This is a genomic window from Lacticaseibacillus suilingensis, from assembly GCF_016861845.1.
Lineage (GTDB): Bacteria > Bacillota > Bacilli > Lactobacillales > Lactobacillaceae > Lacticaseibacillus > Lacticaseibacillus suilingensis.
In genome coordinates this window covers 25,439-38,041 of record NZ_BOLV01000006.1, presented here as the reverse complement: position 1 = coordinate 38,041, position 12,603 = coordinate 25,439, and the positions used below count along the sequence as shown (strand labels likewise).

Sequence of the window (12,603 nt, the reverse complement as noted above, 5' to 3'; positions counted from 1 at the left end):
CGAACATTATGTCGGGAAAATACACCATCATCTTAGCGGCCGGTAAAGGCACGCGGATGAAGTCCAAACTCTACAAGGTTTTGCATCAAGTCTGCGGTAAGCCGATGGTCGATCATGTGCTGACCGAGGTCGAAAAGACCCAGCCGGATCAGATTGTGACGGTTGTGGGTCACGGTGCAGAAGCCGTTGAAGAAACCTTGGGCAAGCGCAGTCAGTATGTCGTGCAGGAAGAACAACTGGGCACTGGCCATGCCGTCTTGCAGGCAGAGCCGCTGTTAGGCACTAAAGAAGGCATGACCCTGATTGCCAGCGGTGACACGCCGCTGTTCACGGCGGCGACCTTTGAGAAGCTGTTTGCCTATCACATGGATAAAGGTGCCAAGGCGACGATTTTAACCGCGACGGCGCCGGATCCATTCGGCTATGGCCGGATTATTCGCAGCGACATTGGTACAGTGCAAAAGATTGTGGAACAAAAAGACGCCACGGCCGAAGAGGCGCGGGTCAACGAAATCAACACCGGTGTGTATGTTTTCGATAACCAGGCGTTGTTTGCCGCTTTGCATGAAGTCAAAAACGACAATGCCCAAGGCGAATACTACCTGCCCGATGTGATTCAAATTCTCAAGGCCAAAGGCGACGTCATCGCCGCTTACCGGATGAAGGACTTCTCCGAATCCATGGGGGTCAATGATCGCGTGGCTTTGGCCGCTGCGACTAAGGTGATGCAGGCCCGCATTAACAAGCAGCACATGCAAGCCGGGGTGACGTTGATTGATCCCGCCACGACTTACATTGATGCCGATGTCGAAATCGGACCGGACACGATTATTGAGCCCGGCGTGTACCTCAAAGGGCACACCAAAATTGGGGCGGATTGCAAGATTGGCACGCATTCCGAGCTGATTAATGCCACCCTGGAAGATCACGTCACCGTCACCAGCTCCACCATTGAAGATTCCATCATGCATACCGGCTCGGATATCGGCCCGAACTCCCATTTGCGGCCAGACTCCGAAATCGGCGAAGGCGCGCATCTTGGCAACTTTGTCGAAATCAAAAAAGCCACGATTGGGCCGCGCACCAAAGTCGGGCATTTGACCTATGTCGGCAATGCCATTTTAGGCAGCGACATCAATGTCGGTTGCGGTGTGGTCTTCGTGAACTACGACGGCGTCAAGAAGTGGGAAGCCAAGGTTGGCAGTCACGCCTTCATCGGCTCTAACTCGAACATTGTGGCGCCAGTCACCATTGCTGACCACAGCTTCATTGCCGCCGGTTCCACCATCACCGAGGATGTGCCTTACCACGCCATGGGCATCGCCCGGGCCCGTCAGGTCAACAAGGCGGATTTCTGGCAGCGCACGGCGATTGCCGATGATCCAGAATGGAACCAACCAGATAAGTAGTCAAAGCCACCAGTCGCGTTGCGGCTGGTTTTGCTTTGCCATTTTCTGCAAATGCCGCACCGATTATTGCGGTGGTACCTAAAAATTAGGTCAGCAAACGCAAATAAAATTGCGATTGATGGGTGGAAAAGCCCGTTCACGCCTCAATGTTCTGGTATAATCAGACTGTAAATGGGCTCAAAAGTCAGTGCTGTGTTCATCAATAAATTAATATCATGGAGGAAACCATGCCTTACTCTGATCCGAAGTTGAAGATTTTTGCCTTGAATTCGAACAAACCCCTCGCGGAAAAAATTGCCGCTGAAGTGGGTGTTGAATTAGGGAAGTCGTCAGTGACTCGTTTTTCCGATGGGGAAATTCAGATCAACATCGAAGAAAGTATTCGTGGGGATGATATTTACCTCATCCAGTCGACTTCTGCGCCGGTTAATGACAATCTGATGGAACTTTTGATCATGATCGATGCCTTGCGCCGGGCCAGTGCCCACACCATTAGCGTCGTGATTCCTTACTACGGTTACGCCCGCCAAGATCGCAAGGCCCGCTCGCGGGAACCAATTACCGCCAAGCTGGTGGCCAACATGTTGGAACGCGCTGGTGCCACCCGCGTCTTAGCACTGGATCTGCATGCGGCCCAAATCCAAGGGTTCTTCGACATTCCCGTTGACCACTTGATGGGTGCCCCGCTGCTCGCGGATTACTTCATCCGCAACGGCTACACCAATGCCGACACCGTCGTGGTTTCGCCTGACCATGGTGGCGTGACCCGCGCCCGGAAGCTGGCAGAATTCCTGAAGGCGCCAATCGCCATCATCGACAAGCGCCGCCCACGGCCAAACGTCGCTGAGGTAATGAACATCGTCGGCCATGTCAAAGGCAAGAAATGTATCATCATTGATGACATGATCGACACCGCCGGCACCATTACCCTAGCCGCCCAGGCGTTGAAAGACGCCGGCGCCATCGAAGTGCAAGTCGCCGCCACCCACGCCGTCTTCTCTGGCCCAGCGGTGGAACGCTTGCAAAACAGTGCGATTGAGCGCGTGATTGTCACCGATTCGATCAACCTAGCTGAAGATAAGAAGATTGATAAGCTCGTGATTGTTTCGGTGGGTCCGCTAATTGGCCGGGCCATCACCCGCATTCAAGAAAACAAGCCAGTGTCACCGTTGTTCGAAAACCGGTTCACTCGCTAAGCGGTGAAGTGACTGATTACTAAGATAAAGTTGAAAAAAGTTCTGAACCACCGGCATCTGCGGCAGTTCAGAACTTTTTTAGCTAAGAATGACGATAAGCTTGGCGAACCATCAAGAAAAATCTGAGAATTGAAGGAGGTGTGGAATAGATGACTGACCATGCGCAATTGGTGACCCTAGATTGGCTCACGACGCCAACTGAACAGGAGCTGGACCAGCTGATGACAATTTGGCTGGCGGCCAACGAACAGGCGCATGCCTTTGTGCCGGCAAGCTACTGGCGGACGAATGAAGCTGAGGTTCGGGCGGCCTTGCCTGAGGCTCAGCTCTTGGTAGCGCGGCAGGCTAGCCAAATTGTCGGGTTTGCTGGCGTCCAAGACCACTATTTAGCCGGCCTGTTCATTACCGCGGCAATACGCAACCAAGGGGTCGGGCACCAGCTGATGACTGCGCTTAAGGACCGGTATGCGACCCTAACGTTGTCGGTGTATGAGCAGAATAGCGGTGCCGTGCGCTTTTATCTGCGGGAAGGCTTTAAGGTCTTGCAACGCGAAGAAGATGAGGCCGTGCACCAGCCGGCATTGGTGATGGGTTGGCAGCAAACTGAGTAACGGAGGAAGAAAATGCGACCAGTTTACTTTTATGGGGCCATCAGCCTGGACGGCTACCTGGCCGACGAACACGACGACTTAGCGTGGCTTCTTAGTAGCGACTTGGCGGGGCAGGAAACCTACTCGGCCTTTGAGCGCAAAATCGATACGCTGGTGATGGGGCGGGTGACTTATGAGGTTAGTCGCGCACTTGCTGGGACGACGCCGTTTTACCCTGACAAGCAGCTGGTCGTACTGTCGCATACGCACACTGGCGCACCGTACCAAAGCGGGGACGTGGCCACCGTGGTGCGCGACCTGCAAGCGCAGCCCGGCCGCGGCATCTGGATTGTTGGAGGCGGCGGCTTGGTGAAGGCCCTGCTGGAAGCTGATCTGATTGATGAGTGGTGGGTGCAGGTGGTGCCGGTGCTGTTGGGGCACGGCAAGCGCTTGTTTGAGCCAGGCGACTATGAAACGCGCCTCAAGCTGATTGAGACCACGCGGCTTGGGGAGCTGATCGAGCTTCATCTGGGCCGGAAGTAGGAGCACCCAGCTGCAAGGCGGCCCAAAAAACCGGCGTCACCCCAGATACATCTTGGGATGACGCCGGTTAGTAACAGTCCTAACTTGGGCTAAGCGCCGCTGGCAACGGGCCAGAACCGAAAGCAGGTTCAGGCCTGTTTTTCTTTGGCCAACAAATCGCGAATCTCGGCCAACAGTTCTTCTTGGGTCGGGCCAGCAGGGGCGGGCTTTTTCTTCGGTAAAATCTTGTTGGCCATGCGTACCAGCAAGAACACGATGAACGCAATGACCAAGAAGTTGAGAATGTCGTTGATGAAGGCCCCGTATGTAAACTTGGCGCCGGCGACGGTGACGCTCAACTTGGCCAAGCTGGCGCTGCGCAGGAATAAGCCAATCAACGGATTGAGTAAGTTATTGGTTAGGGACGTGATCAACGCGGTGAACGCGCCGCCAATAATGACCCCAACTGCCATATCCAGCACGTTGCCGCGCATGATGAAATCACGAAAATCTTTTAGCATTGCCATCTTCCTCCTTATTCGCTTTACTTATATTCTAACAAAACGACCGGCCTTGCAACATCAGATGTGCAAGGCCGGTCGTTGAGTTTAGCGGTTATTCGATAATTTCACTCTTGCGGGTGATGTGGTGCATTTTGTTGATCCACGGGCGAATCGGTTCTTTCAGGAACATGCCGGCTAGGAAGAACACCAGGCCGAACGCCGCCAGCGCCAACAGGTCAAGGCGCATATTCGGCCAGTAGATGCCGCCGACGGTTTCGCGCAGCATATTGACCGCGTAGGTGAAGGGCAGCCACGGGTTGATCATCTGGAAGAATTTACCTGACAAGACCACTGGGAAATTCCCACCGGCGCCGGAAATCGATAGCACCAGGATGATAATCCCCAGCCCCTTCCCGATGTTACCAAACAGGGAAATCAGCGCGTACAAGATAGAGACAAAGACCACCGACAAAAGCATGGCCAGCAGCACATACAGCGGCTTATTGACGACGTAGGTACCAATCAGGTAGAGGTTCCCCAGCGCCGCAATCAGCGCCTGCCCCATGCCTAACCCGGCGAAGGTGAGCCAGCGGGCGATATATTGCTGCTTCACCGTCGCTTGCGCCAGTTCGGCAGGCAGTTTGTATTCCGTAATCAAAATTGCGCCTAGCAGGAGCGCGCCGACCCAGATACACAAAGCGAGGTAGAATGGCGCGCTTTGCGAGCCGTAAGTCGGAATCGGGTAGAGGTGCGTTTCGTTAATGGTGACTGGCGCGGCTAGGAAGTCGGCTTCTTTGGTGGCATCACGGCGTAGCAGCTTCAGTAAGGCACTTAAGTCGATGGACTTTTCGCCTTTTTTGATGGCAGCCGCTCCGGTTTGAATGGCCTGCTTCAAGGTTGGCCAGTCGTTTTGCTTGAAATTCGCGGCCAGCTTCAGTCCAGACTCGAGTTCAGGCATTTTGGCATTGGCCAAGGCCAAGCTGTTGGTTAAATCCTGTTCGATGCCTGGCAGGTCCTGCTGGATAAAGGTGTTGGCCTGGGTCAGCTTGGTTTTGAGGGTCGGGAAATCATTTTGGTACAAGTCAGCGACGGTGGTGATGCCGCTGGTGATCAGCTGCATGTGACCATTCAGCAGTTCATTGGCGTCGGTCAGTTCCGTCTTGAGCGCTGGCAGTTGTTTTTTGGCGGTGGCCAAGAAGGTGTTGGCCTGGGTCAGCAAGTCTTTGGTGTTGGCCAGTAGCGCTGGTAGTTGCGGTAAAATCTGGCTGTTGATCTGCGCCAAGGTGACATCGGCGTCTTGCAACGCGGCAGTCAGAGCCGTCAACACCTGCTGCACAGTTTGGCCGAGCTGTAATTGTTGCAAGTCGGCGGCAGTTTGAGCAAATTGAGTCGCGGCGTTTTGCAGTTGCTCGAGCTGACTTTGCAGCTCGGCGGTGCTGGCCGTTTGGACCAAACCGGCAAAATGGGTGGCCTGCTTTTGAATGACAGTGGCACCAGCGGCTAAGGCATTCAGGCGGTTGATGGCGTCGGCGAAAGAGACATTTTGGCCATTAAGTTGGCCCGCCGCGGTTTGTAGCTGGGTCAGCGTTTGCGCCAGCTTAGTGGCAGTGGTGGCCACTTCCCCTTGGCGGCTGGCCAACGCGGTGAGCCGGTCGGCAATGGCGGTGCGTGCCGCCGCGTTATCTGGGTCAGCATCCAGTCCGGCCAGTTGCGTTTTCAAATTAGCCAAATCGGCGGCTAGGCTGGTGTTGGCGGCTTGAATCAGCGTGAGACCAGCATCAGTGGCGTTTTGAATCAAAGTGAGCGCCTGCTTGATTTTCGGCAGCACCTCGTCTTTGGTGGTGGCCACCGCGGCTTGGGCGTGCTGACCGAAGGCGGTGAGTGCCGGCAGGGTGCCGTCCACCGAATTAATCACGTTGATGCCTTGGCTGGTGATGGTGAGGGACTTGGTGACAGCGGATTCCAGTTGGTCGAAGTTCACCACCACCGTATTCAGCTGGGCACCAGCGTTTTTCACTTCAGGCAGTTTGCCTTTGACCTGGGTGGCGAGCTGGCCGGCCTCATCGATGGCCGGCAAGAAACGCTGCGACGCCACCAGCTTTTGGGTCATGGCGTTGACTTCAGGGAGGTAAGTGGCCATTTCATTGGCGGTTTGGAGTTTGGCCTTGAGCGTCGGCATTTTGGCTTGCAAGGTGTCGACTTCATTCAGGTACTTTTCAATGGTCGGCAGCTGCGCGTCGGTACTGGTGACCAAACTGGTGAAGCGTTTGATCATCGGTAGATTCTCATCCAGCTTGACGCCGGCTTGATTGAACACCTTGCCCAACGTTGAGGCAACCGTGGTGACGAACTGTTTGGAAATGGTGCTTTGCAAGGTATTGGCGCCGGTATCGGTGATTTTCGGCGCAATGGCGTTGATTTTCTGGTTCACGTAATAATCGAGCTGCGGCTTTTTGATTTTGCCTTGCACGAAGCTCATGAGATCGCGGGAGAAGGTTTTGGGCACCACAATGCTGGCATAATATTTGCCACTTTTGACCCCTTCAACCGCGGTTTGCTTGGAGTCGACGAACTGCCAGCCGAGCTTATCATTGTGCTTGAGCTCGGTGATCAGTTCATCGCCGATGGCCACCTTTTGACTCTGAAAAGTGGTGGGCTGATCGGCGGAGTACACCGCGACTTTCAAGTCATGTGTGTTGCTGTAGGGATCCCACAAGGCCCAGACGTTGAACCAGCAATACAGGCTGGGAATGACGACTAACGCCAGAATTAAAAGGAACGCAAACGGACTTTTTAAAATGCGCCGCCAATCAAGGACGAACAGCCGACCAATGTTTTTCATAAAATCCTCCAATAACTTATTCTAGGGCAGAGTATAGCATTATTTATGCAGGGCTAGAACGCAAGATTCACGAGCTTGGCGCCCCCAAAGTGAACAAAAAAAGAACCTCAGCCAGACTGACTTAGGTTCCAGATTGTAGCTTGCTGTTATCATGATAACGAAAAAAACGTTGGTCGTCTTGATACAATTTTCCGGATTTGTCCAACCACCGCACGCCGGCGCTAATGCCGACCATGATCGCCATCACCGCAATCAGGCCGATGATGATGATATGCCGCCGCTTGTGCAGGACCACGAAGGCGAGATACTCACGAATCACGGCATTGGGCAAGAAGTAAAAGGACGTGGCGGCGCCGACGCCATTGGCATCAAGCCCGGCCGCCCGGGCAAAGACGCCAGCCCGGAACAGGTGATAGTTGTTGGTGAAGAAGGCCGCCTTGACAGGTTTCGCGCCTTCGCGCTTGGTGATCAACGCTTTGGAAAACTTCATATTTTGATAGGTGGTTTTGGATTGATCTTCCAACAACGTATCGGTTTCGGGGATGCCATGGTCAACGGCCCAGGCGCGCATGGCCGCGGCCTCTGACAGTTTCTCATCTTCGCCCTGGCCACCGGAAAAAATAATTTTCGGGGCGGGCCGGTTTTTGGCCACTTGTTTTTGATAGAAGGTGACGGCGGCCTGAATACGGGCGGCTAACAATGGTGAAACCTTGTCCCCGTTGATTAGGCCGGCCCCTAGAACAATCAGGTAGTCGCGATTGTGCCGCGGCCGCCAGAGATTGTAAAGCACCAGGATGGTCAAGAAATTATAGAGCGCCAACAGCTCGTAACCGATGCTGAGGGTGAAGAAGAAGGTCAAGGCGTCATACAACGGATCGGGAATCCACTGGCGGCCAAAGGTGCCAGCCACTTCCAGTAACAGCAGGCCCACCGCAATGCCCAACGTTAGCATGTTGCCCAGCGAATGGCCTTCACGCCGCCACACCAGCCAGGCATTCCAAAGCAACCAGACTAAGTGCAAAGCGAACAGTAAAATGATGATGCCCACCGCAATCACGAATAGCGTGCCAGTGACGGCAATCAAGAGCCGGTTACCAGAGGCCAAAATGGCAAAGGCCAAAGTCGCCAAAAAGACAATGGCGAACCAGTTGAATAGCATTCCGTTGTAGAGATGGCGTGGTTCTTTGAAAAAGCTGAAGCAGAATAGCGCGCCCATGATGAGGGCTGGCAACCAGTACCAAAGCGCAAAGTTCGGCACAAAATCACATCCTTAGTGGCGATTAGAAGCAGGTTCAAGTATAATGAGGAAAATATGAGAAAAGGACGGCTAGTTGATCATGGCAGATCCGGTATTCGGACGCAAAGACCCCAAGCTTGATTATCACACGCGAATCGGGGTGTACGGGGTCATTCCTGACGCCAGCGGCAAACGCCTGCTGATTTTGCAGGCCCCTAATCATGCCTTGTTTTTGCCCGGCGGCGAAGTGGAGCCAGGCGAAAGCGATGAGGAAACGTTGACTCGTGAACTCTTGGAAGAGTTCGGGGTGAAAGTGACCATCGGCGCCAAACTGGGCCGCGCGGCCGAGTATTTCTACTCTCATCACCGCAATACCGCTTATTATCACCCGGCCACGTTCTACGCGTGCACCGACATTCAGCGCGTCGCGGATCCTTTGGAGGACTTCAACACGCTGATGCTGATGCCGATCGAGCTGGCGGCAGCCGAGCTGAAGCGGCCAACCCATCGTTATGGCGTAGCGCAATGGCTCAAGCAACGCTGATTATTTGAACGCGGGATCAATCAGCGTGTCATTGAGAATATACTGCTGAAATTTGGCGTAGGTGCCGGCGAATAAATCGTCGGCATTTTTGCTGAGCATGACTTTTGGAAAATAGAACCGCTTGTCCCCAGTGGCTTTACCACTAATCGCGGCTACCAGCGGGGACAAAGTTGAGAGTTCTTCCAAAGTTCCATCGGCTTGGATAATTTCGATTTGAGTTTTGGGATTGGCGACGCTGGGATCGTATTGATCATAGGGTAAATCGAAGCTGTCATTTTCGGCGGTGTAGTAATCTGGATCAAACCCGGCCTCGCTGACCAAAGCGCGCAGCTGTGGCAGTAGCACGGCAGTTTGATCGGTGATGGCCACGGATTTGAGCGGCCGCCGGCTCAAGAAGCGGCCAGCCAAGTCCTTCAGCACCGGATCAGGATAATCCAGCCAGTAGGTGAAATAGGTGTTCAGCACGCCATCATCAAGCCGCAGGTAATCCTTTAAGTCGAATTGATGCTCGAAGAACGGAATCAGCAGCCGCGGGTTGTAGCGCGTATCGAATTTACCCGCTTCATACAACGTCTTGGCGCGCTGCAACAGGTGGGTCAAAATCATTTCCATGGACCGCGATACCGGGTGGAAGTATACCTGTTGGTACATCTGGAACCGACCCACAATGTAATCTTCCACGGCGTGCATGCCGTTGGCGTCAAAACCGATGCCGCCTTGATAAGGGCGCATCACTCGTAAAATGCGGGCCAAATCGAAGTCGCCGTATTTGGTGCCAGTGAAGTAGGCATCCCGCAGCAGGTAATCCATCCGGTCGGCGTCGATTTGACTGGAAATCATTTGCACGACCTGCGGGTTAGGGTAAGTATGGGCAATCACGCTGGCCACCTGCTCGGGGAAGTCTGGCGCCACGCCGCGCAGAATTTTGTTCACTTCGGTGCTTTCATCCGTCAAAATGCGGCGGGTGATGGCTTCGTGGTCAGTGGCAAAGATGTGCTCAAAAGTATGCGAGTAGGGTCCGTGCCCGATATCATGCAGCAAGGCCGCACACAGCGCCACCAGCCGCTCGTTGTCATCCCACAGGCCATCACCAGGGGTTTGGGTGGGGAAGTTCACCGCAAAATTATCGCAGATTTGCCGCGTGATTTCATAGACGCCTAAGCTGTGGGTGAAGCGGGTGTGCTCAGCGCCTTGGAAGACGTAATCTGCCACGCCGAGTTGCTTGATGCGGCGCAGACGCTGGAACTCAGGGGTGTTGATCAAGTCCAAAATCACCTGATGCTGCACATGGATATAGTTATGGACGGGATCGCGAAAGACTTTTTCCCGGGGAAGCATTTTAATGGCCATATTTATTCTCCTTCAAACTGATTGCGGGCTTGCATGTCGGTTAAGGCGGCTGTCAGCGCTGATTGATAGGCCGAGGTGGCAAGGACAGGCGTGAGGGACACTGGCTTTGTGGTTAAAGCAGCCGTGAGTTTAGCACTTAAGCCTTGCGCGGTGAGCGGGGCAGCAAGGTGGGCATTTAAAGTGCCCATCGTTGCAGGCCTCACCTGCGGAAAGCGGTGGCGCGGATCGGCTTGGCCGTCGCCGGCCTGGTAAAAATCAGCCATCACCTGGCCGCGCGCGGCTTGATCGCCGCCAACGGCCAGATATGCCATCACCACGATGCCGCGACTGGTGCGGCGCTGAGCTAGCCCGGCGATTTTTTGTCCCCCTAAGCTCAGGTCAAAAGTGCCTGGGCAATAGGAATGAGGCACCTCACCCACCGTCAGCGGCGCCCCCACCGCAGTCGTCAGCCAGTCCGCCATGAGCTGATAGGCTTCAGGAATCGTGGCGGCGTCAGGGGGTAAGAACAAGCTAACGTTCAGCACCTGATCGTCGCAGACAATGCCTAAACCGCCAGAGTTGCGAACAAAGAAGGGGTAGCCCGCTGCTTGCAAGGTCTTCAGCGCTGCTGGGAGCTGCGGCAAGCGCAAATCCTGCATTCCCAAAATCACGGTGCGGGCCAATGTCCAGTAGTGGACGAACACTGCAGGCAACCCGGCTGGCCGGCTCAAAAGGGCGTTGGTATGCGCAAAGCTCAAAAGCCGCTGGTCAGCGGTGAAGTGTTGGTTTAACACGCCGATTGGCCCTGCCTGGTTCAGTACTTTGTCCATCCGCTCGCCCCCATTCATACCCTATTATATGCAAGTTCGGCGTGCCATGCACCTTTCCCAAGGAATTGAGCGGTTGGGCCAACTGCATAAAACATGACGCAGGCGTCAGTTTTAAGCCAAAAGAGGGTCTTTACGTTATAATGGAGAGCAGAAAGGGCTGATTCGAATGGATTTATCACACGGCGTCCCGGTGCAAGTGCACCTTGAGACTTTTGTCACCCAAGAGGCGGAAACGGAGAACCATGTGTTCGATGAGCCAGGCACAGTCGTTCAAATGGGGGACACACTGTACATTCGCTATCGTGAAGTGAACGAAGAAGAACATACCGACTATCCGGTCACACTGAAGTTGCGGGCCGATGGTTCTGTCCAGCTGTCGCGCGGCTCCAGCGAAGATGATACGCATCTGCGGCTACATTTTGCCAACAACCGCCGCATTCTGACGCGCTACCGCACGCCTTATGGCATCATTCCGGTGGAAACGGTGACGCCGCGGCTCGATGTGCGCCTGACCACGGATCCGCTGGCTGGCGAAATCTATATCGAGTACGAGTTGTTCGGCAACGGCGACCATCTGGGAAATTATCGGATGCGATTGCTTTTTAACGCTTGAGCGCGTATTATTCACAATAGACTGTATTAAGCAGAAAGGGCGTGTACCGGTTGAAACTTGATGTATTTGCCGATGCGAATAAATCAGAACTGTCCATGATCGAGGTTGCTCGCGGCATTCTCGAAGAAAAAGGCGACACGATGGGCTTTGCGGACATCGTGAACGAAATTCAGACCTTCTTGGGCAAAAGCGATGAGGAGATCCGTGATCGGTTGCCGCAATTCTACACTGACCTGAATGATGATGGCAGCTTCATCTCCTTGGGCGATAATGTCTGGGGCTTGCGGGCTTGGTACCCATACGATTCCGTTGATGAAGAAGTCAACCACCCAGAAGATGAAGAAGACACCCCACGCCGCGCCAAGAAGCGTAAGAAGGTCAACGCCTTTCTCGCTGACGTGGCCGACGATGATGATGTCATCGACTACAACGACGATGATCCAGAAGATGATGACTTCGACGCCGATGATGACGATGAAGACACCAGCGACGACTTCGACAATGGCGTTGACGCTAACGGCGACGACGATGATGACGAACAAGAAGACAATCTGCCCGACGGTATCGAAGGCCAGCTGGCAGAATTCAGCGACGACGATGAAGAAGATGACGATTCAGACGACACCGACACCCCAGATTTCTCCGCGGATGACGATAGCGATGATGATGACTCAGACGAAAATTAAGCATCTGCAAGCGGCCTAGCGCCGCTTTTTTTGTACCATTCAGGCATGAATAATAGGGCTTGGTGGTCATTATCAAAATGCTTTGGATTTAAATTAACATCTTTGCTGTTCGACCGATGTGGGCTGTGAAGCACAGGCCCTGGTCGTTTATGGCTGATTGATGTGCTACTTAACTCATAAGCGAACGTTGAGTTTTTTTGAAGCCACGCGAAAGCGTTACTGTTATGAAGCAGGTGAGGGTGGGGCGGCAGAGGGACGCGGTGGTCCAGCCGCGAAACAGTCTGGACACGAATAGACTGCGG

At 54.1% G+C, this 12,603-nt stretch carries 11 protein-coding genes and 1 pseudogene; 7 read left to right on the top strand and 5 right to left on the bottom strand.

Annotated features, from left to right (window positions below):
- Positions 1-8: 8 nt before the first annotated feature.
- The 4 genes from glmU to JUF11_RS04845 all read left to right on the top strand — a co-directional run bounded on the left by glmU (position 9) and on the right by JUF11_RS04845 (position 3,738).
- A complete protein-coding gene (gene glmU, locus JUF11_RS04860) occupies positions 9-1,409 on the top strand; it encodes a bifunctional UDP-N-acetylglucosamine diphosphorylase/glucosamine-1-phosphate N-acetyltransferase GlmU (RefSeq protein ID WP_204118593.1) in 1,401 nt (466 codons plus the stop codon).
- A gap of 227 nt (positions 1,410-1,636) precedes the next feature.
- Entirely contained in the window at positions 1,637-2,605 is a 969-nt protein-coding gene (locus tag JUF11_RS04855) for a ribose-phosphate diphosphokinase (protein WP_125579470.1), read from the top strand.
- Positions 2,606-2,754: 149 nt separating this feature from the next.
- Positions 2,755-3,216: a GNAT family N-acetyltransferase gene (locus JUF11_RS04850; protein ID WP_204118592.1), complete on the top strand. Its 462-nt coding sequence runs from the start codon at positions 2,755-2,757 to the stop codon at positions 3,214-3,216.
- A 12-nt stretch (positions 3,217-3,228) separates the two neighbouring features.
- On the top strand, positions 3,229-3,738 hold the full coding sequence (locus JUF11_RS04845; RefSeq protein ID WP_204118591.1) for a dihydrofolate reductase family protein: 510 nt from the start codon (positions 3,229-3,231) through the stop codon (positions 3,736-3,738).
- A 128-nt stretch (positions 3,739-3,866) separates the two neighbouring features.
- Here JUF11_RS04845 and mscL read toward each other — a convergent pair whose 3' ends face one another.
- The 3 genes and pseudogenes from mscL to JUF11_RS04830 form a co-directional block, all read right to left on the bottom strand.
- Positions 3,867-4,238: a large-conductance mechanosensitive channel protein MscL gene (gene mscL / locus JUF11_RS04840; RefSeq protein WP_125579471.1), complete on the bottom strand. Its 372-nt coding sequence runs from the start codon at positions 4,236-4,238 to the stop codon at positions 3,867-3,869.
- A 94-nt stretch (positions 4,239-4,332) separates the two neighbouring features.
- Positions 4,333-7,062, bottom strand: coding sequence for a YhgE/Pip domain-containing protein (locus JUF11_RS04835; RefSeq protein ID WP_204118590.1), 2,730 nt, complete (start codon positions 7,060-7,062; stop codon positions 4,333-4,335).
- A gap of 235 nt (positions 7,063-7,297) precedes the next feature.
- A pseudogene (locus JUF11_RS04830) lies at positions 7,298-8,278 on the bottom strand (YdcF family protein); the annotation flags it as partial.
- 121 nt (positions 8,279-8,399) lie between these two features.
- On the opposite strand from JUF11_RS04830, the gene JUF11_RS04825 reads away from it, so the two are divergent.
- Entirely contained in the window at positions 8,400-8,843 is a 444-nt protein-coding gene (locus JUF11_RS04825; RefSeq protein WP_204118589.1) for an NUDIX hydrolase, read from the top strand.
- Here the strand turns inward: JUF11_RS04825 and JUF11_RS04820 are convergent, their stop codons facing one another.
- On the bottom strand, positions 8,844-10,193 hold the full coding sequence (locus JUF11_RS04820) for an HD domain-containing protein (protein ID WP_204118588.1): 1,350 nt from the start codon (positions 10,191-10,193) through the stop codon (positions 8,844-8,846).
- Positions 10,194-10,195: 2 nt separating this feature from the next.
- Positions 10,196-11,002 (bottom strand): lipoyl protein ligase domain-containing protein, encoded by an 807-nt coding sequence (locus JUF11_RS04815; protein ID WP_204118587.1) that lies wholly within the window; start codon positions 11,000-11,002, stop codon positions 10,196-10,198.
- A 166-nt stretch (positions 11,003-11,168) separates the two neighbouring features.
- Between JUF11_RS04815 and JUF11_RS04810 the strand changes: the two genes are divergently transcribed.
- Both JUF11_RS04810 and rpoE read left to right on the top strand, forming a co-directional pair.
- Entirely contained in the window at positions 11,169-11,615 is a 447-nt protein-coding gene (locus JUF11_RS04810) for a YwiB family protein (RefSeq protein WP_125579476.1), read from the top strand.
- A gap of 50 nt (positions 11,616-11,665) precedes the next feature.
- Positions 11,666-12,301, top strand: coding sequence for a DNA-directed RNA polymerase subunit delta (rpoE, locus tag JUF11_RS04805; RefSeq protein WP_308439908.1), 636 nt, complete (start codon positions 11,666-11,668; stop codon positions 12,299-12,301).
- Positions 12,302-12,603: the final 302 nt, after the last annotated feature.